Annotated in this window: 13 protein-coding genes; 8 read left to right on the top strand and 5 right to left on the bottom strand. The window is 65.3% G+C overall.

The genetic code is table 11. The annotated features are described in order from the left end of the window. Window positions 1–155: 155 nt before the first annotated feature. From aztC to aztA, 3 genes are read right to left on the bottom strand one after another with little or no spacing between them, the layout of a single operon-like run. Window positions 156–1,097: a zinc ABC transporter substrate-binding protein AztC gene (gene aztC / locus RFM40_RS31355; protein WP_320229046.1), complete on the bottom strand. Its 942-nt coding sequence runs from the start codon at window positions 1,095–1,097 to the stop codon at window positions 156–158. A 31-nt stretch (window positions 1,098–1,128) separates the two neighbouring features. Continuing rightward, a complete protein-coding gene (gene aztB, locus RFM40_RS31350) occupies window positions 1,129–2,004 on the bottom strand; it encodes a zinc ABC transporter permease AztB (RefSeq protein ID WP_320229066.1) in 876 nt (291 codons plus the stop codon). Next, complete coding sequence (gene aztA, locus RFM40_RS31345) at window positions 2,004–2,849, bottom strand: zinc ABC transporter ATP-binding protein AztA (protein WP_320229047.1); 846 nt, start codon at window positions 2,847–2,849, stop codon at window positions 2,004–2,006. Before aztA ends, aztB begins: the two co-directional genes overlap by 1 nt. 226 nt (window positions 2,850–3,075) lie before the next feature. On the opposite strand from aztA, the gene RFM40_RS31340 reads away from it, so the two are divergent. Beyond that, window positions 3,076–3,420: a RidA family protein gene (locus RFM40_RS31340; RefSeq protein WP_320229048.1), complete on the top strand. Its 345-nt coding sequence runs from the start codon at window positions 3,076–3,078 to the stop codon at window positions 3,418–3,420. Between the two features lie 125 nt (window positions 3,421–3,545). On the opposite strand, the gene hutC is transcribed toward RFM40_RS31340, so the two are convergent. Next, window positions 3,546–4,292: a histidine utilization transcriptional repressor HutC gene (gene hutC, locus RFM40_RS31335; RefSeq protein ID WP_320278898.1), complete on the bottom strand. Its 747-nt coding sequence runs from the start codon at window positions 4,290–4,292 to the stop codon at window positions 3,546–3,548. Window positions 4,293–4,306: 14 nt separating this feature from the next. Beyond that, on the bottom strand, window positions 4,307–5,662 hold the full coding sequence (locus RFM40_RS31330; protein ID WP_320278897.1) for a formimidoylglutamate deiminase: 1,356 nt from the start codon (window positions 5,660–5,662) through the stop codon (window positions 4,307–4,309). A 99-nt stretch (window positions 5,663–5,761) separates the two neighbouring features. Here RFM40_RS31330 and hutI point away from each other — a divergent pair, with 99 nt between their 5' ends. The 7 genes from hutI to RFM40_RS31295 all read left to right on the top strand — a co-directional run bounded on the left by hutI (window position 5,762) and on the right by RFM40_RS31295 (window position 22,845). Continuing rightward, the gene (gene hutI, locus RFM40_RS31325; RefSeq protein ID WP_320278896.1) at window positions 5,762–6,991 is read left to right on the top strand and encodes an imidazolonepropionase; all 1,230 of its coding nucleotides are present in this window, start codon (window positions 5,762–5,764) and stop codon (window positions 6,989–6,991) included. Further along, entirely contained in the window at window positions 6,988–8,523 is a 1,536-nt protein-coding gene (gene hutH, locus RFM40_RS31320; RefSeq protein ID WP_320278895.1) for a histidine ammonia-lyase, read from the top strand. The genes hutI and hutH overlap by 4 nt, the downstream gene beginning before the upstream one ends. Window positions 8,524–8,743: 220 nt before the next feature. Beyond that, a complete protein-coding gene (gene hutG / locus RFM40_RS31315) occupies window positions 8,744–9,559 on the top strand; it encodes an N-formylglutamate deformylase (RefSeq protein WP_320229053.1) in 816 nt (271 codons plus the stop codon). Between the two features lie 37 nt (window positions 9,560–9,596). Then, window positions 9,597–11,267, top strand: coding sequence for a urocanate hydratase (gene hutU, locus RFM40_RS31310; RefSeq protein WP_320229054.1), 1,671 nt, complete (start codon window positions 9,597–9,599; stop codon window positions 11,265–11,267). A gap of 4 nt (window positions 11,268–11,271) precedes the next feature. Then, a complete protein-coding gene (locus tag RFM40_RS31305) occupies window positions 11,272–11,859 on the top strand; it encodes a HutD/Ves family protein (protein WP_320229055.1) in 588 nt (195 codons plus the stop codon). Between the two features lie 268 nt (window positions 11,860–12,127). Beyond that, window positions 12,128–20,704 (top strand): glycoside hydrolase family 94 protein, encoded by an 8,577-nt coding sequence (locus tag RFM40_RS31300; protein ID WP_320278894.1) that lies wholly within the window; start codon window positions 12,128–12,130, stop codon window positions 20,702–20,704. Between the two features lie 371 nt (window positions 20,705–21,075). Further along, complete coding sequence (locus RFM40_RS31295) at window positions 21,076–22,845, top strand: glucan ABC transporter ATP-binding protein/ permease (protein ID WP_320229057.1); 1,770 nt, start codon at window positions 21,076–21,078, stop codon at window positions 22,843–22,845. Window positions 22,846–22,914 lie beyond the last annotated feature (69 nt).

Genomic DNA, 22,914 nt, shown 5'->3' with positions numbered 1-22,914 from the left:
TGCCGTAGAATTTCTCTGCCAAATAGCGATGCCGGACCGGAAAATCCAACCGTCAGCGTTGTCCCTTCTCCCCGTCACTATACGGGGAGAAGGTGCCGGCAGGCGGATGAGGGGCAGCGCCGGCATTGATCATTTCAGCCAACCGTGGCTCCGCCTCAACTCCCCAGGATCGCGCCTCTTATCTGCGTGATGTTGTTGTGCATCATGTCGATATAGGTCGAGGCTGGACCGTCGGGCCGGGACAGCGCGTCCGAGTAGAGCGTGCCGCCGACCTTGATGCCGGTCTCGCCGGCGATCTGCTCGATCAGCCGCGGATTGCTGATGTTCTCGACGAAGATCGCCGCCGCCTTGTCCTGTTTCACCTGCTCGACCAGCTTGGCGACGTCGGCGGCCGAAGGCTCGGAATCCGTCGAGATGCCCTGCGGCGCCAGGAACGTCAGGCCATATTCATGCTCGAAATAGCCGAAGGCGTCATGCGAGGTGATGACTACGCGCTTGGCCTCGGGGATCGACTGGATCGCCGCTTTCACTTCGCCTTCCAGCGCATCGAGTTTCGTGGTGTAGGCTGCGGCGTTGACCTTGTAGCTGTCGCAGCCTGCGCTGTCCGCCGTGCAGAACGCGTCGGCAATATTCTTCACATAGATCTTGGCGTTGGCGATCGACTGGAAGGCGTGCGGGTCAGTGACCGTCTTGCCGCCGCCGGTGTCGGCGCCTTCGGCGGCATCCGCATCGGCGAATTCCGGCTTGAAGTCGATCGGCGTGACACCCTTGGTCAAGGTGACGATCGAGGCCTTGGTTGCGCTGGCATCGACCAGGCGCTGCAGAAAACCTTCGAAATGCAGGCCGTTGACCAGCACCACGTCGGCGCCAGCCATCGCCACCGCGTCGGCCGGGCTCGGCTCATAGACATGTGCGTCGCCGTCCGGCCCGACGATGGTGGTGATGTTGACACGGTCGCCGCCGACATTTCTCGCAAAATCGGCAATGACGGTGAAGCTCGCCACCACCTTGAGCGGTGCCGCGAAGGCCGAAGACGTCGCGAAGGCGCTTAATGTTATAACGCTCATCGCCAGGGCGGCACGGATGGATTTCAGCATTGCGAAGGTCTCCTTGCTTGGGGATTGGGGGTCAGGCGGTCCGGTGGCGGTGGTGCACGATGCGGGCACGCAACGCGCCGCGCGAGCCGAACATGATCGAGACGAAATAGACGACGCCGGCCGAAAGGATGATCGCCGGGCCGGACGGCAACGACGCGTGGTAGGACAAAAGCAGCCCGGCGATGCAGGAGGCAAAGCCGATCAGCACCGCCAGCACGCACATCGGTTCGACGCGCACCGTCCAGAAGCGGGCGGCCGCCGCGGGCAACATCATCAGCCCGACCGACAGCAGCGTGCCCAGCGCCTGGAAGCCGCCGACGAGGTTAAGCACGACGAGGCCGAGAAAGATGAAATGCACCGGGCTGCCCATGCGGCTCACCGAACGCAGGAAGAGCGGGTCGAGGCATTCGGCGACCAGCGCGCGCCAGAAGATGGCGAGGCTAACGAGCGTCACCACCACGATGCCGCCGATCAGCGTCAACGCTTCATTGTTGAGCGCGAGCACCGTGCCGAACAGCACATGCATGAGATCGACGCTGGAGCCGCGGATCGACACCATCAGCACACCTACCGCAAGCGAGATGAGATAGAACGCGGCCATCGAGGCGTCCTCGCGCTGGATGGTGAAGCGCGAGACCGCACCGGCGCCGAGCGCGACAATGATGCCGGCAATCAGCCCGCCAATGGTCATCGGCAGGATTTCAAGCCCATAGAGCAGGAAGCCGGCGGCCGCACCGGGCAGGATAGCGTGCGCCATCGCGTCGCCCGAGAGGCTCATGCGCCTCAGCATCAGGAAGACGCCGACCGGGCAGGCGCCGAGCGACAGCATCAGCGAGCCGAACAGTGCCCGCTGCATGAAGGCGAAGTCGGCAAAGGGCGCGATGAACAGGCCGTAGAGGAATTCCATCATGCAGCCCTCGGCCCGGAGCCATGGTCGTGATGATGGTCTTGCGTGTGCGCGTGATCATGATGGTCGTGACCGTGATCATGGTCGTGCCCATCATGGTCGTGCCCATCATGGTCGGGCTCGCACCACGGCGCATTCTCCTCCCAGGCCTCGTGAAAACGCCGGGCCTTGAGCAGGTTTTCCGGCCGCAACGTCTCGCGCGTTTCGCCCCAGGCGACAGGCTGGCGGGCGAGCAGCAGCGTCTCTGGGAAATTCTGCCGCACGAGGTCGAGGTCGTGCACGACGACCATGATCGTGCGCTCCTCGCCATGCCAGCGTTTTATCAACTGGATGAGGTCGCCGACGGTCTTGGCGTCGACGGCATTGAACGGCTCGTCGAGTAGGATGAGGTCGGCGTCCTGCAGCAGCACGCGGGCAAACAGCGTTCGCTGCAACTGGCCGCCGGAAAGCGTGTCGATCGGCCGCGTCTCGAAGCCGCCGAGCCCGACCGCCATCAGGGCCTTGCTGACGGACTCGCGATCCTCCTTCGTATAACGGCCGAGCATGCCGCGCTTTGGCCAGAGACCCAGCGATACGAGGTCGACGACGCGCGCCGGGAAGCTGCGATCAAGCTCCGACTGCTGTGGCAAGTAAGCGGTGCGCACGCCCGGAGCGCGGACAACCGTGCCCTCCATCGGCTTCAGCACGCCGACAATGCCCTTCATCAGCGTCGACTTGCCCGAGCCGTTGGCGCCGACCACGGCGGTCAGCGAGCCCTTTCTGACGATGCCGTTGAGGTGATGGATGGCGGGATGGCTGTTGTAGCCGAGCGTCAGGTCGCGGAAGGTCAGGCAGGCATTGGTCATCGGACGATCCGGGCGGGTCGTGAAACTCAAGGGGTCTTGTCGATATGTGATGTTATTACATTAGTCAACATGTCGGTCCGGCGGAATTGGTCTCAGGCGGTCAGCTCGCCGTGTATAAGCCGGGCCTGGAGAGGGCGGTTGGCTCAAGCGGTTTCGCGTCTGTCGACCTTGCCCGAAGCCGGCACGGACTCTAAACAGGCGCGACTCCATAACGAAGGAACCTCCCATGAGCATTCGTCGCATCGATGTCGGCCCGCGCATGAGCCAGATCGTCATCCACGGCAACACCGTCTATCTGGCTGGCCAGGTCGGCGAGCCGGGCGGCAATGTCGCCTCGCAGACCCGCGACATCCTGAAGACTATCGACGATTTGCTGGCCAAGGCCGGCACCGACAAGACCAAGATCGTGCAGGCGATCATCTGGCTGGCCGACATGAGCACCTTCGCCGAGATGAACTCCGAATGGGACAAGTGGGTGCCGAAGGGCCACACGCCCGCCCGCGCCACCGGCGAAGCCAAGCTCGCGGGCCCGGAATATCTGGTCGAGATTATTGTTACGGCGGCGATCTGAGGCGCTACGCCTTCTACCTCCCCCTTGTGGGGAGGTCGGGCCGAAGGCCCGGGTGGGGGGCTGCGCCGACCCCCGCCCCGCCGCTTCGCGGCGACCCTCCCCACAAGGGGGAGGGTAAAGAGGCGCTACCCCTGCGAGGGCGTGAACCTCGCCACCAGCGTGTGGCTTTCCGCCGGATAGATGAACCGCACATGCGTGACCGGGTGCTCCGCGCTCCAGGTGCGGCGCTCGACCACTAGGCAGGGCGCGCCGGGATCGATGTCGAGCGCGTCGGCGATGGTGTCATCGGCGGCCATGGCGCGGATGCGGTGCTCGGCCTCGCTCCACGGCACGCGGCCGATCAGCCAGGGGCCGGGCGCGATTTCGAAGAATTCTTCCTCGGCTGCCTCGGCCACGGCTGAAAGATTGATCAGCCGCTGCTCGAGCGCGAACGGCCGTTCGCCGGCGAAATGCAGGCTTTCCAGCCACAACACCGGACCCGGGACCGCAAGCCCGAGCAGCGACCGGTCCTCGGCGCTGCTGCGTCGCTTCAGCCGTTCCAGCCGCTCGTAGCGATAGGGCAGGCCGAGCGCCTCGACCTCGATCCTGATGTCGTGCAGCTCCAGCACCGCCGCTTGCGACTTCGGCTGGCGCACGAAGCTGCCCGAGCGGCGGCGGCGCTCGATCAGTCCCGCCTTGGCGAGCTGCGACAGCGCCTTGTTCACCGTCATGCGCGAGCATTTGTATTCGGCCGTCAACTCGTGCTCGAATGGAATGCGATGGCCGGGCGCCCAGGCGCCAGAGAGGATCTTTTCGCGGATATCGGACAGGATGCGCTGATGCAGCGAAATGCTCTCGCCGCCCTCCAACTCATCCGTTTCAACCAGGCTCATCGGGCTTTTCCTGCTCAGCCTTGGGAAAGGGCGGTCATCACCGCGCGGAACCGCTGGGCAATCGCTTCGCGCTTCGCGTGCCTACCGCCGGCGACCTGCTTTTTGCCGTGCACCCAGACGCAATCGACCTTGCTGCCATTGGCGAAGATCCAGGCGTCGAGGATCGCATCGCCGGCCTTGCTGGCAAGCGAGGGATGGCTGGCATCGAGCGAAACCAGGTCGGCCGGGTTGCCGACAGTGATAGCTGACGGACCAGCGCCGAGCGCCACACTGCCGCCGTCAAGCGCCGCATCGAACAGCGCGCGCCCCGTAGAGCCGCCGGCGCGCGCCAGCACGTTGCGGGCGCGATGGGCAAGGCGCTGCGAATATTCGAGCTGCCTGAGCTCGTCCGGCAGACCGATCAACACGTTGGAGTCGGAGCCGACGCCGAAGCGTCCGCCCTGTTCGATCAACTGCGGCGCGGCAAAGGTGCCGTCGCCGAGATTGGCCTCGGTGATCGGGCAAAGGCCTGCAATCGCGCCGCTCTTCGCCATGGCGATCGTCTCGGCCTCGGTCATATGCGTGGCGTGGATCAGGCACCAACGCTGATCCACCTTGGCGTTGGACAGCAGGAATTCGACAGGCCGAGCACCGGACCAGGCAACGCAGTCCTCGACTTCCTTGATCTGCTCGGCGACATGGATGTGGATCGGGCCACTCGGCGCCATCGCCGCAATCGCATTGATCTCGTCCGGGGTCGCGGCGCGCAGGCTGTGCGGTGCGACGCCGACGACCGCTTGTTCCAGCCTCGAGACGCTTTCGCGGCTTTTCTCAAGCAAACGCCCGAACCGCTCGACATCATTGATAAATCGCCGCTGTCCCTCATTCGGCGCGGCGCCGCCGAAAGAGGAGTGGGCGTAGAAGACCGGCAGCAGCGTGAGCCCGATGCCGGTCTCGCCGGCCGCGGCGGCGATCCGCTCCGCCATCTCGGCGATGTTGGCGTAAGGCTTTCCATCGCGGTCGTGATGGAGATAGTGGAACTCGCCGACGCGCGAGAAGCCGGCCTCCAGCATTTCGACATAAAGCTGCGCCGCGACCGCCTCGACCTGGTCCGGCGTCATCGACAGCGCGAAGCGGTACATCACCTCGCGCCAGCTCCAGAAGCTGTCGGCCGAAGGTCCGCGCAATTCGGCCAGCCCCGCCATGCCGCGCTGGAAGGCGTGGCTGTGGAGGTTGGGCATGCCCGGCAGGAGAATCGCGTGCCGCTCGTCGCCGGCCTGCCGGGAGGCGCCGGCCTCGACCGTGGCGATGCGGCCGCCGTCGAAAGCGACCCTGACATTGCCTTGCCAGCCCTCGGGCAGCAACGCCTGTTCCGCAAAGATCGCCGTCACGTCCAATCTCCCGAATCTGAATGCCCGAGCGACATTACCACTTGCGTCGCGTTCCAATATGTATATACATAATCGCCATCCTTTCAAATGGAAAAGATGATGGGTGGAGAGAACGGGAAGAGCGGCCTTCGTCTCTGGCGCAATGCACGGCTGGCGACCATGGCCGAGGGCGCGGCGGGCCTAGGCGTCGTCGAAAAAGGCGTGATCGCCGCGCGCGACGGGCTGATTGTCCATGCCGGCCCCGAGGAGGATTTGCCGGTGGCGCTAAGGCAGGGTGGTGAAGCAATCGATTGCGAGGGCCGCTGGATCACGCCGGGCCTGATCGACTGCCACACGCATCTTGTCTATGCCGGCAACCGGGCCAACGAATTCGAGATGCGGCTGGCCGGCGCCACTTATGAAGAAGTGGCCCGCGCTGGGGGCGGCATCGTCTCCTCCGTCAAGTCGCTGCGCGCCGCCGGCGAAGACGAGCTCGTTGCCCAGACGCTGCCGCGCCTCGATGCGCTGATCGCCGAAGGCGTCACCACCGTCGAGGTCAAGTCGGGCTACGGGCTCGATGCCGATAATGAGATGAAGTCGCTGCGTGCCGCCCGCCGTCTGGCCACTGAACGCCCGGTCACGGTCCGCACGACTTGTCTTGCCGCGCACGCGCTACCGCCCGAAGCCAGGGGCGACAAGGATGCCTTCATTGATCTCGTCGCCGATACGATCCTGCCGGGAGTCGCCGCTGAAAAGCTCGCTGACGCCGTCGACGGTTTTTGCGAGGGCATCGCCTTCTCGCCGGAGCAGATTTCGCGCGTCTTCGATAGGGCCAAAGCGCTCGGCTTGCCGGTGAAGCTTCATGCCGACCAGATGTCGAACCTGCATGGCGCGGCACTTGCCGCCCGCTATGGCGCGCTGTCGGCCGACCATCTCGAATATACGGATGACGAGGGCGCGGCGGCGATGGCCAAGGCCGGCACGGTCGCGACGATCCTGCCCGGCGCCTACTATTTCATCCGCGAGACGAAGAAGCCGCCGGTCGATCTGTTCCGCCGCCACGGCGTGAAAATGGCGGTCGCCACGGACTCTAATCCCGGCACCTCGCCGCTTACCTCGCTGCTGCTCACCATGAACATGGCCGCGACGCTCTTTGGCATGACCGTCGACGAATGCCTCGCCGGCGTCACCCGCGAGGCGGCCCGCGCGCTGGGTCTGCTCGACAAGACCGGCACGCTGGAAGCCGGCAAATCGGCCGACCTTGCCATCTGGGACATCGAGCGTCCGGCCGAACTCGTCTACCGCATGGGCTTCAACCCGCTCCATGCCCGCATCTGGAGAGGACAATGACCGAACTGATCCTGAAGCCCGGCAGCGCGACGCTTGCCGACTGGCGCGCCATCTATCGCGGCGCCGTGCCGAAGCTCGACGATGCCTGCCGGCCGAAAATCAAGGCCAGCGCCGAGGCGGTCGCCCGCATCCTCGCTAAGGGCGAGCCGGTCTATGGCATCAATACCGGCTTCGGCAAGCTGGCCAGCGTCCGCATCCCGGCAAACGATCTCGAAACGCTTCAGCGCAACATCGTGCTCTCGCATGCCGCCGGCGTCGGCGAGCCGATGCCTGTCGCGGTGGTGCGGCTGATGATGGCGCTGAAGCTTGCGAGCCTCGCCCAGGGCGCCTCCGGCGTTCGCGCCGAGACCATCGACCTGCTTCAAGGGATGCTCGCCAACGACGTCATCCCGGTGGTGCCGGCGCAAGGCTCGGTCGGCGCCTCCGGCGATCTCGCGCCGCTTTCCCACATGACGGCGGTGATGATCGGCGTCGGCGAATGTTTCACGCCGCATGGCCGCTTCCCCGCCAAGGTCGCCTTCGTCTCGCACGGGCTGGAACCGGTGACGCTCGGCGCCAAGGAAGGCCTGGCGCTGCTCAACGGCACGCAGTTTTCGACCGCTTTCGCGCTTGCCGGCCTGTTCGAGGCCGAGACGCTCTACCAATCGGCGCTGGTTGCCGGCGCGCTGTCGACGGACGCCGCCCGCGGGTCGGACGCGCCGTTCGATCCGCGCATCCATCTTTTGAGAAAACATCGCGGCCAGATCGAGACGGCCGACGCGCTGCGCAACCTGATGGCCGGCAGCGCCATTCGTGAGTCCCACCGGGTCGGCGACGAACGCGTGCAGGACCCGTATTGCCTGCGCTGCCAGCCGCAGGTGATGGGTGCAGCACTCGACGTGCTGCGCAAGGCGGCGGACACGCTTCAGACCGAGGCCAATGGCGTCACCGACAATCCGCTGATCTTCGCCGAGGACGACACCGCGCTTTCGGGCGGCAATTTCCACGCCGAGCCGGTGGCTTTCGCTGCCGACATGATCGCGCTGGCCGTTTGCGAGATCGGCTCGCTGTCGGAGCGGCGCATCGCCATGCTGGTCGATCCGGCGCTCTCCGGCATGCCGGCCTTTTTGACGCCGAAGCCGGGCCTGAATTCCGGTTTCATGATCCCGCAGGTGACCGCGGCCGCCCTTGTTTCGGAAAACAAGCAGAAGGCCTATCCGGCGAGCGTCGATTCGATCCCGACCTCGGCCAATCAGGAAGATCATGTCTCGATGGCCGCGCATGGCGCGCGCCGGCTGCTCGGCATGATCGAGAATGCGACCGCCGTCATCGGCATCGAACTCTTGGCGGCGGCCCAGGGCTGCGATTTCCACGCCCCGCTTGCTTCGAGCGAGGCGCTGGAGTCGGTGCGCAAGCTGGTTCGGGCCGAGGTGCCGCATCTCGACAACGACCGGCATTTCCACCCGGACATGGAAAAGGCGATCGCCATGGTGCGCAGCGGCGCGGCGGTGAATGCGGCGAGCGCGGTGAAGCTGCCGGGAATTGCGTCGTGACATCGCACACATTCACAGGCCGAGTTCTGTCGCGCCCCCCTCTGTCCTGCCGGACATCTCCCCCTCAAGGGGGGAGATCAGCAGCTTCCTTGGCACCGTTCTTCCTCCAGCGCTGGCGATTGGCGAAAGCCGACGTGACAGCCAATCTCCTCCCAAGAGGGGGAGATGTCCGGCAGGACAGAGGGGGGCGCCGTAGAGCTCCAACCTACGGAGGTCTCTCATGACCACGCCGTGGCTCACCGTCACCCAAGGCACCGCACCCCTGCTGGTCTCGATCCCGCATACCGGCATCGATCTGGCCGGCCTCGACAGTCGGCTGGTGTCGACCTGGCTCGGCCGCCGCGACTGCGACTGGTGGATCGACAAGCTTTATGATTTCGCCGCCGACCTCAGCGCGACGGTCGTGCACACCGCCATTTCGCGCACCGTCATCGACGTCAACCGCGACCCTTCGGGCGTTTCGCTCTATCCTGGACAAGCGACGACCGGCCTATGCCCGACGGACACCTTTGACGGCGATCCGCTCTACCGTATGGGCGAGGAGCCGACGCCGTCCGAGATCGACCAGCGCCGCGAGACTTACTTCAAGCCTTATCATGCCGCCTTGCAGGCCGAGATCGACCGACTGCGCGGCATGCACGAGAAGATTGTTCTCTACGACTGCCACTCGATCCGCTCGGTGCTGCCGCGCCTGTTCGAAGGCACGCTGCCGGTCTTCAATCTCGGTACCAATGACGGCAAGAGCAGCGATCCGGCGCTGCAGGAAAAGGTAGCCGCCATCCTTGCCGCGACCGGCGAGACCTGGGTGGTCAATGGCCGCTTCAAGGGCGGCTGGATCACGCGCCAGTTCGGGCAACCCCAGAACGGTGTCCACGCGCTGCAGATGGAGCTTTCCAACCGCGGCTATATGCGCGAGCCCACGGAAAAGGGGGCGCCGGAGAACTGGCCGGTGCCTTACGACGCCACCTACGCCGCGCCGATCCGCGCCACGCTGAAGAAAATCCTCGAAACCGCGATTGCCTGGGCAGCGCGCTGACGCGCCCGCCGCACCTCATCGAAAGGGAAGCGACCATATGACCGATCCGCGCCACAACATCCGCGAAGTACGCGCGCCGCGAGGCGACAAGCTGAACGCCCGCTATTGGACCACCGAAGCGCCACTGCGCATGCTGATGAACAATCTCGATCCCGAGGTCGCCGAGAACCCGAACGAGCTGGTCGTCTATGGCGGCATCGGCCGGGCCGCGCGCACCTGGAACGATTTCGATCGCATCGCGGCTTCGCTGAAGACGCTCGGCGAGGACGAGACGCTGCTGGTACAGTCCGGCAAGCCGGTCGGCGTCTTTCGCACCCACAAGGACGCGCCGCGCGTGCTTATCGCCAACTCCAACATCGTGCCGCATTGGGCGACCTGGGAGAAGTTCAACGAGCTCGATAAGAAGGGCCTGATGATGTACGGCCAGATGACGGCCGGCTCCTGGATCTACATCGGCACGCAGGGCATCGTGCAGGGCACGTATGAGACCTTTGTGGAAGCCGGCCGCCAGCACTATGGCGGCAACCTCAAAGGCAAGTGGATCCTGACCGGCGGTCTCGGCGGCATGGGCGGCGCCCAGCCTCTGGCTGCCGTCATGGCCGGCGCCTGCTGCCTCGCCATCGAATGCAATCCGGATTCGATCGATTTCCGCCTGCGCACCCGCTACGTCGACGAGAAGGCCGAGACGCTCGAAGAGGCGATGGAAATGATCGAGCGCTGGACGAAGGCCGGTGAGGCGAAATCGGTCGGCCTGCTCGGCAATGCGGCCGAGATCGTGCCGGAGATGTTCAAGCGCGGCATCCGCCCCGATATCCTCACCGACCAGACGTCGGCGCACGACCCGATCAACGGCTATCTGCCGAAGGGCTGGACCATGGCTGAGTGGCGCGAAAAGCGGGTCAGTGATCCCAAGGCCGTCGAGAAAGCCGCCCGCGCGTCGATGCGCGAGCATGTCGAGGCGATGGTGGCGTTCTGGAATGCCGGCGTGCCGACGCTCGACTACGGCAACAACATCCGTCAGGTCGCCAAGGACGAAGGTTTTGAGAACGCGTTTGCCTTCCCCGGCTTCGTGCCGGCCTATATCCGTCCGCTGTTCTGCCGCGGCATCGGCCCGTTTCGCTGGGCAGCCCTATCCGGCGATCCGGAGGATATCTACAAGACCGACGCCAAGGTGCGCGAGCTCACTCCAGGCAACACGCATCTGCACAACTGGCTGGACATGGCCCGCGAGCGCATCTCTTTCCAGGGCTTGCCGGCGCGCATCTGCTGGGTCGGCCTCGGCGACCGCCATCGGCTCGGCCTCGCTTTCAACGAGATGGTTGCCAAAGGCGAGCTCAAGGCGCCGGTCGTCATCGGCCGCGATCATCTCGATTCTGGCTCGGTCGCCTCGCCGAACCGCGAGACCGAAGCGATGAAGGACGGCTCCGACGCCATTTCCGACTGGCCGCTGCTCAACGCGCTGCTCAACACCGCCTCCGGAGCCACCTGGGTGTCGCTGCATCACGGCGGTGGCGTCGGCATGGGCTTCTCGCAGCATGCCGGCATGGTGATCGTCGCCGACGGCACGCCCGACGCGGCAAGGCGCCTGGAGCGCGTGCTCTGGAACGACCCGGCGACCGGCGTCATGCGCCACGCCGATGCCGGCTACGACATCGCCATCCAATGCGCAAAAGAGCACCAGCTCAACCTGCCGGGCATTCTGGGCTGACGCGATGCGCATCCTTCGTGCCGCCGGCTACCGCGTCATGCCGTGGAAGAATGGCGGCGGCACGACCACCGAGATCGCCGTCTCGCCGCACAGTGCCGGGCTCGACGATTTCGACTGGCGCATCTCGATGGCCCGCGTCGAGACGAGCGGGCCCTTCTCCAGCTTTGCCGGCATCGACCGTACGCTCGCGGTGCTGGAAGGCGAGGGCATCGTGCTCGAGATTGCCGGCAGGTCGGCGTCGCGGCTGACCGCCGCCTCGGCGCCGCTGTCCTTTCCAGGCGACGTGCCGACCGGCGCCACCCTGATCGGCGGCCCGATCACCGACCTCAACGTCATGACTCGCCGGAGCCGGATGACCCACACGGTCGAGCGCCTGTCGCTCTCGGACGAAATGCGGGTTGAGCACAGCGTCGGCACGACTCTCGTTCTCTCGGTCGATGGCAGCGTGAAAGTCTTTGCCGACGGCGTATCGAACCTCGGCCCGCTCGACGCGCTCATCCTCGACCGGGATAGCCCGGAACTGCGGCTGCAGCCCGAAGGGCAGGGGCATCTGTTCGTCGTCAGACTCTTAGATCTCGCCGCCAACGGTTAACGGCTGTTGCCAAACATGATCGCGGCACAGGCGAATTATCGCCCGGCCCCTTGCATGTATCACGAAAAAGCCTGAATCCTTTCCCTGAACGGACCCGGGGCGGGAAGCGAGGGGCGTTCGCCCTTAAGTTGTCGAAAGGGGACGCCCCTATCGTGGAGCGCAACAAACTTTCGACCGGACCTGCCATGCAACCAATTGCATTTGAACCGGTTTTAGGGCCATTGCCGTGGCGGTCACGCCGCATCGCGCCCGCCTTACGGAATAATCGATGAACATTCAGACGAACCCCACCAAGATTGAACAGACAAGCGCTGGCTTCCCGATTGTCACGGAAGCGCCGGTACGCTCCAATTTCCTGCCAGAAGACCGGCTGCGCGCGCTGGGCGCCGCGCTCGCCGATGGCGAAGTCAGGGAACTGTTCGGGTTCTCGCCATTCGAGTTCCAGGCCCGCATCCGCGACAGCGCCAAGAAGATTCTCGAAGTCTACCGTTCGACCAATGCCGCGCAGGCCAAGGGCGAGACGATCACGCCCGCCGCGCAATGGCTGCTCGACAACAATTATTTGGTCGAGGAGACCATCTTCCAGGTCAAGCGCGACCTGCCGCGCCGTTTCTACCGTCAGTTGCCGACGCTCAAGCTTGCCGACGGCACCGTTCTGCCACGCGCCTTTGCCGTCGCCTGGAGCTATGTCCAGCATTCCGACAGCGCGGTCTCGGCGACCATGTTCAAGGCCATCGTCGAAGGCTTCCAGTCGGTCGAACCGCTGAAGATCGGTGAGCTCTGGGCGTTGCCGTCGCTGCTGCGTTTCGTGCTGATCGAAAACCTCCGCCGCATCGCGGTGCGGGTCAACCGCACCAGGCAGATGCGCCAGATCGCCAACGAGGTCGCCGACCGGGTGCTCGCGACCGACGACAATGCCGACCGGACCAGGATCCTGTCGCACTATGCAACGCATGCGCAGGACACGACTTTCGCCACCCAGCTCCTCTACCGCCTGCGCGACGGCTCGCAGAATGCCGGCCGGGCGCTGGAATGGCTGGAGGGCGAGCTCGAGAAGACCGGCTCCGACGCCGAGGAGATCATCATCTCCGAGCATCAGACGCTCTCCAGCGGCAACGTTACCACCGGCAACATCATCCGCGGCCTGCGTCTCATCAACGACGTCGACTGGACGGTCTGGTTCGAGGGCGTCAGCCGCATCGACACCTTGCTGCGCCAGAAGACCGACTTCGCCGCGCTCGATTTCTTCTCGCGCGACCAGTACCGCACCGCGATCGAGCAGCTCGCACGCCGCTCCGAACTTTCCGAATACCGCGTCGCCGAAAAGGCGATCGAGCTTGCAGGCCACACGCCTGGGCTCACCGATGCGTCCGGCGTGCCCGAGACTGCCGATCCCTCCGTGCATACCGATGTCGGCTTCTTCCTGGTCGGGCCGCGTCGCCAGGAGCTGGAAGAGGCGATCGGCTATCGGGCTCCCTTCTATGTGACCTTCAAGCGTGCCTTTGCCAGCACCGGCTGGCTCGGCATCGTCGTGCCGGTCTTTCTCTTGACGATGCTGCTGCTCTTCCTCTCGGGCGGGGCGCTAGCCAATCTCGGCCTCTCCGTGCCGTCGATCACGCTGATGCTGGCGCTGTTTGCGGTGCCCGCCAGCGAAGGCGCGTTGGCCTTCTTCAACACCGTCGTGGCGCTCTTCCTCAAGCCGACGCGACTCGTAGGCTACGACTACAAGCACGGCATCCCTGCGGAGGCGCGCACCCTGGTCGTGGTGCCCTCGCTGATCGGCTCGCGCGACGACGTCGAGGAAAACATCCGCAACATCGAGGTGCATCATCTCGCCAACACGGCGGAAGAAATTCATTTCGCGCTGCTGTCCGACTGGCCGGATTCTAAGACCGAGATCGACGCCGCCGACATCGAGATCCTGCAATATGCTCGCGACGAGATCGCCAGGCTGAACGCCCGTTACCCGTCCGAAGGCGCGCCCCGCTTTTATCTCCTGCACCGCCGCCGGCTCTACAACCAGGCGCAGGGCTGCTGGATGGGCTGGGAGCGCAAGCGCGGCAAGCTGCACGAGCTCAATCTCCTGCTGCGCGGCGACAGCGACACCACCTTCCTGCCGCTCGACGTGCCGCTGCCGGAAAAAGTCACCTACGTTATGACGCTCGATGCCGACACGCGCACCACGCGCGACGCCGTCTCGACGCTGGTCGGCAAGCTCTCGCATCCGCTGAACCGCCCGCATTTCGACCCGGCGAAGCGTGTTGTCAGCGCCGGCTACACCATCCTGCAGCCACGCATCACGGCATCGCTTACCAGCGGCGACGACGCCTCCTTCTTCCAGCGCGTCTTCTCGGCCAATCGCGGCCTCGACCCTTACGTCTTTGCCGTCTCCGACGTCTATCAGGACGTCTTCGGCGACGGTTCCTTCACCGGCAAGGGCCTCTACCATGTCGATGCCTTCGAAGCGGCGCTGAAGAGCCGCATCGAGGAAAACACCATCCTCAGCCACGATCTGCTCGAAGGCGCCCTGGCGCGCGCGGCGCTCGTCACCGACGTCGAGCTGGTCGAGGACTATCCGACCCGCTACTCCGTCGACGCCTCGCGTCATCATCGCTGGGCGCGCGGCGACTGGCAGTTGCTCGGCTTCATGTTCGACCCCCGCTCCGGCGTGCCGGCGCTGTCGCGCTGGAAGATGGTCGACAATCTGCGTCGCTCGCTGACCCCGATCTTCTGGGTGATGGCCTGTATCGCCGGCTGGACGCTGCTGCCTTTCACGCAGGCCGCGCAGTGGCAGGCGCTGTTGATCCTCAGCCTGTTCATGGCGCCGACCTTCGACATCGTGAACGGCATCTTGCCCAAGAGCGGGGACCAGACCCCGCGCGGCCATTTCTCGGCTTTAGCCCGCGATACCGTGTTCGGCACCGCGCTGGTGGCGCTGAAGGTGCTGTTGATGGCGCATCTCGCCTGGATGATGGGCGACGCTGTCGTCCGTACACTCTACAGGCTCTTCGTCAGCCGCCAGAACCTTTTGGAGTGGCGCACCGCCTCGCAGGCGCACAAGAGCGGCGGCAGCGATCTCGGCTCCTATTACAGCATGATGTACGGCGCCGTGATCATCGGCGTGGTTGGCCTTGCCGTTCCGGTGCTGGCCGATTCCACCGGCGCGTTCGTCGCCTTCTTCTTCGCGATTTTCTGGATCGGCTCGCCCGCCGTCGCCTGCTGGATCAGCCGCTCGGCCGAAACCGAGGACAGGTTGCGCATTTCGGCCTCCGACATCCATGCGCTGCGCACCGTGGCGCGCCGCACCTGGCATTATTTCGAGACCTTCGTGACGGCCGAGCATCACCATCTGCCGCCCGACAATTTCCAGGAAAGCCCGGCGCCGGTGGTGGCACCGCGCACTTCGCCGACCAATATCGGCGTCTACCTGCTGTCGATCGTGTCGGCGCGCGATTTCGGCTGGATCAGCCTGTCGGATGCCATCACCCGCATCGACGCCACGATGGCCACCATCGAGAGCATGCCGCGCGACCGCGGGCACCTCTACAACTGGTACGACACGACGACGCTGAAGCCGCTCTATCCGCTCTATATCTCGGCGGTGGACAGCGGCAACCTTGCCGGCCACCTGGTCGCGGTGGCCGCCGCCTGCGCCGAATGGGCCGAGGCGCCTTCCGTCCACCTGCAGGGCGATTTCGAGGGTATCCTCGACACCGTCACCATCCTCGACGAGAGCCTGGAGGAGCTGCCCGACGACCGCCGGCAGCTCAGGCCGCTGCGCCAGCGGCTTGCCGACCGCCTCGACGGCATGCGCCGCGCGGTGATGACCATCAAGGCGCAGCCCGAGATGGCCTCGATCCGCACCATCAACCTCGCGGTGCTTGCCGGCGAGATCCGCAAGCTCGCCACCGCCATCCACACCGAGGCGGCGTCGCCGAAGAGCGATGTCATCGCCGACTGGGCGGCGAGGCTGGAGGCGACCTGCGAGGCGCATGTGCACGATTCGCACAATGACGAAAGCGCGGTATCGGCGCTCCGCACCAAGCTGCTCGCGCTGCGCGGACGCTGCCGCCGTTATGCCTTCGAGATGGATTTCTCCTTCCTGATGCGGCAGGAGCGCAAGCTGCTGTCGATCGGCTACCGTGTCGAGGAGCACCAGCTTGACGAGAGCTGCTACGACCTGCTCGCCTCCGAGGCGCGGCTGACCAGCCTGTTCGGCATCGCCAAGGGCGACCTGCCGACGGAGCACTGGTTCCGGCTTGGCCGCCCGATCGTCGAGATCGGCTTTAAGGGCGCGCTGATGTCCTGGTCGGGCTCGATGTTCGAGTACCTGATGCCGCCGCTGGTGATGAAGGAGGCGCCGGGCTCGATCCTCAACCAGACGAGCAAGCTGATCATCAAGCGCCAGATCCAGTATGCGCGCTCGAAGAACGTGCCCTGGGGCATTTCTGAGGCGGCCTATAACGCCCGCGACCGCGAGCTCACCTACCAGTACACCAATTTCGGCGTGCCTGGCCTCGGCCTGAAGCGCGGCCTTGGCCAGAATACCGTGATCGCGCCTTACGCCACGATCCTGGCGGCGCAGTTCAACCCGCGCGAGGCGGTGCAGAACCTGATGCGGCTGCGCTCGATCGGCGCGCTCGGCCGCCACGGCTTTTACGACGCGGTCGATTTCACGCCGCAGCGCGTGCCGGAAGGCACCGACCACGCCGTCGTCCAGAACTACATGGCCCACCATTCCGGCATGTCGATCGCCGCAGTTGCCGATGCTATCTTCGAGGGCCGGCTGCGCGAGCGCTTCCACAGCGATCCGGTGATCGAGTCGGCCGAACTCCTCCTGCAGGAGAAGGCGCCGCGCGACATCCCGGCCGCCACCGTCCGGACCGAAGCCGACGAGCGGTCGAAGGACGAAACCGAGACCGAAAGCCCGGACAGCCGCATCATCCTCGATCCGATCAAGGCGCTGCGCGCCACCAATGTCATGTCCAATGGCCGTTACTCGGTCATGGTCACCGCGACCGGCTCCGGCTACAGCCGCTTCGGCGAGCTTGCCGTCACCCGTTGGCAGCCGGACCCGAGCGTGGACCGCCTAGGCTCCTACATCTTCCTGCGCGACGCCGCGACCGGTGACTGGTGGTCGGCCACCGCCGAGCCGAAGCGCGCCGAGAACGAACGCGTGCAGACGCTGTTTGCCGACGACAAGGCGAGTTTCACCAAGTCGGTCGGCGCGCTGCGTTCGGAAGTCGAATGCATCGTCATTTCCGAAGGCAATGGGGAAGGCCGCCGCATCACGCTCTATAATGACGGCGCCACCGACCGGCATATCGAGGTGACCTCCTTCGCCGAGCTGGTGCTGGGCAACGAGGCGTCGGACAACGCCCATCCGTTGTTCTCGAAGATGTTCGTCGAGACCGAGATCGCCGCCAACAACGGCGCCATCTTCGCCACCAGGCGCAAGCGCGACAAGAACGAGCCTGACCTGACCATGGTGCATTTCGTCACCGACCCGTCGGGTCCGTCGCGCGACGCGGAGGCGGAAACCGACCGGCGCGCCTTCATCGGGCGCGGCCGCACCATCGCCGATGCCGCCGCCTTCGATCCCGGCGCCCGGCTCTCCGGCCGCCAGGGCTTCACGCTCGACCCGGTGGCGGCGCTCCGCCGCCAGGTGCGCGTGCCGGCGAACAAGAAGATCTCACTGACCTTCTGGACCGTCGTCGGCGCCAACCGCGGCGAGCTCGACGAGGCGATCGGCCGCCTCGACCATCAGGAAAGTTTCGCCCGCCAGGCGATGCTTGCCTGGACGCGCAGCCAGGTGCAGACGCGTCATCTCGGCCTCAGCCTGACCGACGCCGCCAATGTGCAGAAGCTGGCGCGCTACCTGATCTATCCGGATCCGTTCCTGCGCCTGCCGGCCGAATCCATCGCGTCCGGTCTCGGCCGCCAGTCGAGCCTCTGGCCGACCAGCATCTCCGGCGATTTCCCGATCTTCCTGGTGCGCATCGGCGACGTCGCCGATCTCGAGATCGTCGCCCAGGCGTTGCGCTTCCAGGAGTATATGCGCGCCCGCGGCATGATGATCGACTTCGTCGTCGTCAACGAGCAGGCCTCCTCCTACGTGCAGGACCTGCAGCGCGCGGTGGAAACGCTGTGCGAGAACAGCCGCCTGCGCGGCCGCGAGCTTGGGCCCCGCCAGCACATCTTCGCCGTTCGCCGCGACCTGATGGACGAGCCGACCTACAAGACCTTGCTATCGGTCGCGCGCGTCGCGCTCCACACCCGCAACGGCACCATCTTCGACCAGCTCGAGCGAGCCGAGACGGCTGCATTGCAGGCCCGCGACGCCCTGCAACAAGGGGAAAGCATTCCGGCTCGCCAGCCGTCGCCATCATTGCCTGAGCCGACGCCGGCAAGCCAGGGAGCCGATATCGCGGCCGACGGCGCCGGCCTCACCCTCTGGAACGGGTTCGGCGGCTTCGAGGGCGATGGCCGCCACTATGTGACGCGGCTGACCGGGCGCCGCACGACGCCGCAGCCCTGGATCAACGTCATCTCCAATGCTTCCTTCGGTTTCCACGTTTCGGCCGAAGGCGCGGGCTTCACCTGGAGTCGCAACAGCCGCGACTATCAGCTGACGCCTTGGTCGAACGACCCGGTGTCGAACCAGCCTGGGGAGGGCTTCTATATTTACGACCAGTTGAGCGGCAAGGCGTTCTCGCCCATGGCCGCCGTGGTGCGCGATCCCTCGATGACCTATGAGACCTGGCACGGGCAGGGGTTCTCGACCTTCCGCTCGAAGCGCGGGCCGCTGTCGATGGACCTGACGCAGGTGGTCGACCCGGTGGATCCGGTCAAGATCACCCGGCTGCGCATCCAGAATGCCGGCCCGGCGCCGGCAAGGCTGCGCGTCTATGCCTATGCCGAATGGGTGCTCGGCGGCCATCGCTCGCGCACGGCGGCGACCATCGTGCCGTCGCGGGACGCCGCGACCGGCGCCATGCTCGCGCAGAACCCCTACGGCCTCGATTTCGGCGAGCGGGTGGCTTTCCTCGCCGGCGCGGCTCCTGTCCATTCGGTGACCGCCGATCGCGCGGAGTTCATCGGCAGGCACGGCACGACCGAATATCCGCAGGCCGTGCTCGGCGGAGTCGCCCTGTCCGGCCGCGTCGAGGCCGGCGACGATCCCTGCGCGGTGATCGCCAGCGACGTCGACATTCCAGCCGGCGGCGACGTGACGCTGGTCTGGCTGCTCGGCGACGCGGCCACCACAGCCGAGGCGAGCGCCTTGGTGCAGACCCATCGCGGCAAGGATTTCGACCATCGCCTGGCCGACAACGAAAGCGTCTGGCGGGGCTTCCTCGACACCATCCAGGTCGAGACGCCGGACAAGGCGCTGAACGCCATGGTCAACCACTGGCTGCCTTACCAGAGCCTCGCCTGCCGCATCCGCGCCCGCTCGGCCTTCTACCAGGCGAGCGGCGCCTTCGGCTTCCGCGACCAGCTGCAGGACACGCTGGCCTTGCTGGCGCACGATCCGAACCTGGCGCGCGACCAGATCCTCAACGCGGCGCGCCGACAGTTCCAGGAAGGCGACGTCCAGCACTGGTGGCTGCCGCGCACCGATGCCGGCGTGCGCACCATGATCTCGGACGACGTGGTCTGGCTGGCGCACGCCACCGCCCGCTACGTCGAGGTGACGGGCGATACCGCGATCCTCAAGGAGCAGATACCCTTCATCGACGGGCAGGAACTCGGCGAGGGCGAGCACGACGCCTTCTTCACGCCCGAGATCACCAAGGCCACTGCTTCGCTCTACGACCACTGCGCGCGGGCGCTCGACCTTGCCATCAAGCGCAGCAGCCCGGCCGGCCTGCCGCTGATCCTGGGCGGCGACTGGAACGACGGCATGAACCGTGTCGGCGAGGGCGGCAAGGGCGAGAGCGTGTGGCTGGGCTGGTTCCTCTTGAAGACGCTGGGCGACTTCGCCCCCGTCGCCAAGGGACAGAGCGATGCCAAGCGGGCGCAGGCCTGGGCGAAGCACGCGGAAGTGTTGAAGCGGGCGCTGGAGAGCACTGCCTGGGATGGTCAGTGGTACCGGCGCGGCAGCTTCGACGACGGCACGCCGCTCGGCTCGCGAAGCTCCGACGAGTGCAAGATCGACTCCATCGCACAGTCCTGGAGCGTGCTCTCTGGCGAGGGCGACCCGGCGCGCTCGACCACGGCCATGGAGCAGGCGACGAAAATGCTCGTCGACGACAAGCTCAAGATCGTCAAGCTGTTCACGCCGCCCTTCTCGAACAGCGAGCAGGATCCCGGCTACATCAAGAGCTACCCGCCCGGCGTGCGCGAGAATGGCGGCCAGTACACCCATGCCGCCACCTGGTTCGTGATCGCGCTGGCCGAGATGGGCCGCACCGACGAGGCCTATCGTTGCTTCTCGATGCTGAACCCGGTCAACCACGCCTCGGACGAGGCCGCGGCCGAGCATTACCGCGTCGAGCCTTATGTGGTGGCGGCCGACATCTACGCCGGCGAAGGGAAGGGGGGGCGCGGCGGCTGGACCTGGTACACCGGCTCGGCAGGGTGGCTCTACCGGGCGGCTGTCGAGGGAATCCTGGGCATCGAGCGGCGTGGCAGGCAGATCACGTTTAGGCCGAAGCTGCCTGGACACTGGGATGGTTACGCCGCCACGCTCAAGATGTTCGACGGCGAAATCAAGGTTCGCGTCATCCGCGACAAAAAGACCAAGTCGATCTCGCTCGAACTCAATGGTTCGAAGACAAAATCTGGGTCTTTCGAACCGAAGGCCGGCGAGAAGTCCGAGGTCGTCGTCAAGATACCTGCGTAATATCAACGCTTTGGCTTACAGGCCGCGCGTCCCCTGGGATGCGCGGCCAAGTCCGGCGTTTTACTTGGCAATGACCTTCCCAACCTCACCAAGCTCCTTAGGTCCGGCTAAGCAAGCGCCTTGTGATTAAAAATGTGGCAGCGCCGGACAGGTGCCATTATTTTGCCGCAAGGCTGACATTTCACCTTTTATCTCAAACCGTTAGGTGATCACGTCAGATTTCGCACCGTCGTCATCTTTTGTTCGCTAAGTGGGAACGGAAGCGATAGACGGGCATTGTTTTGCGACGCGTTAACCGGTACGTGTCAAAAAATGCTGCGGTGCACAATTCCGGAATTGAGCACAGATAAGAGTTTGGCGGAGTAGCTGAAGTGTCACTTCTGCAAATCTACTGGCGAGCACTGGGTTATCTGGCGGCCGACAAGAAGCGCGTTGCGCTGATCTGCGGCGCCAACATTGCGCTCGCAGCGATCGCAATCCTCGAGCCGATCCTGTTGGGCCGGGTGATCGGTGCCATTTCCGAAAAAGGCGCGGTGTTTTCGACACTCGCTATCTGGGCCGCTCTCGGCGCCTTCAACGTCGTCGCCTTCGTCCTGGTGGCGCGCGGCGCCGATCGCTTCGCGCATGCCCGCCGTTCCGAAGTGCTGTGCCAGTCCTTCGAGCGCGTGATCACCATGCCGCTCGCCTGGCACCACCAGCGCGGTACATCCAATTCGCTGCATACGCTGCTGCGCGCCGTCGAGACCCTGTTCAGCCTGTGGCTCGAATTTATGCGCGTGCATCTGTCGACGGCCATCGCGCTGGTGCTGCTTGTGCCGACCGCGCTCGCCATGGACATCCGCATGTCCATCGTGCTGCTTGGCCTCGGCGTGCTTTACGTTGGCATCGGCCGTATCGTCATGCGCCGTACCAAGGCGGGGCAGACCGCCGTCGAACGCCACTACCACACCGTCTTTGCCCATGTGTCCGACAGCGTCAGCAATGTCGCCGTGCTGCAAAGCTACAACCGCATCGGCCATGAGACCGCGACGTTGAAGCGTTACGTCAAGAACCTGCTCGACGCGCAGAACCCTGTGCTCGACTGGTGGGCGATCGCCAATGCGCTGAACAAGCTTTCCTCGACCATCTCGATGATGATCGTGCTCTCGATCGGCGCCTATCTTGTCACCCGTGGCCAGCTCCGCGTCGGCGATGTCGTCGCCTTCACCGGCTTTGCCGGAATGCTGATCGCCCGTCTCGACCAGATGTCGGCCTTCACCACTCAGATCTCCGAGGCGCGCGCCAAGCTCGAGGATTTCTACCGCCTCGAGGACTCGGCCGCCGAAACCGTCGAGCCGGACGGTCTGCGCGAGTTGACCAACGTCACCGGCCATGTGCGGTTCGAAGAAGTCAGCTTTGAGTTCGCCAATTCCGGCCACGGCATCGAGGACGTGTCGTTCGAGGTGCCGGCCGGCAAGACGGTCGCCATCGTCGGCCCGACCGGCGCCGGCAAGACGACGCTCATCAACCTGTTGCAGCGCGTCTTCACGCCGGCCAGCGGCCGCATCCTGATCGATGGCATCGACACCCGCACGGTGACCCGCAAGTCGCTGCGCCACGCGATCGCCACCGTCTTCCAGGACGCCGGCCTGCTCAACCGCTCGATCGAGGACAATATCCGTGTCGGCCGCGCCGATGCGAGCAATGACGAGGTCCACGCCGCGGCCAATGCCGCCGCCGCGCAGGATTTCATCTTGTCGAAGAGCGGCGGCTACGACACCGTCGTCGGCGAGCGCGGCGGCCAGCTGTCGGGCGGCGAGCGCCAGCGCATCGCCATTGCCCGCGCGGTGCTGAAGGACGCGCCGATCCTGGTGCTCGACGAGGCGACCAGCGCGCTCGACGTCGAGACCGAGGACCGCGTCAAGGAAGCGATCGATGAGCTGCGCCGTGACCGCACCACCTTCATCATCGCCCACCGCCTCACCACGGTCCGCGACGCCGATCTGGTCGTGTTCATGGATAAGGGCAAGGTGGTCGAATATGGCGGCTTCACCGAGCTGTCGCTGCGCAACGGCCGTTTCGCCTCCCTGCTGCGCGCCGGCGGCCTGCTCAACGACGAGGAAGTCCGCCGCCTCAGCCGCCCGGTCAACGAAGCGGCGTAAGTTCTCCCTTCTCCCCTTGTGGGCTAGCGTGCGCACACATTTGCTTCGTGGTGTGGTCAAGTGTGAAGA

It is taken from the genome of Mesorhizobium captivum, from assembly GCF_033977165.1.
GTDB lineage: Bacteria > Pseudomonadota > Alphaproteobacteria > Rhizobiales > Rhizobiaceae > Mesorhizobium > Mesorhizobium captivum.
Note: the sequence above shows the minus strand (reverse complement) of the source record. Positions and strands in the feature narration are given on the sequence as shown.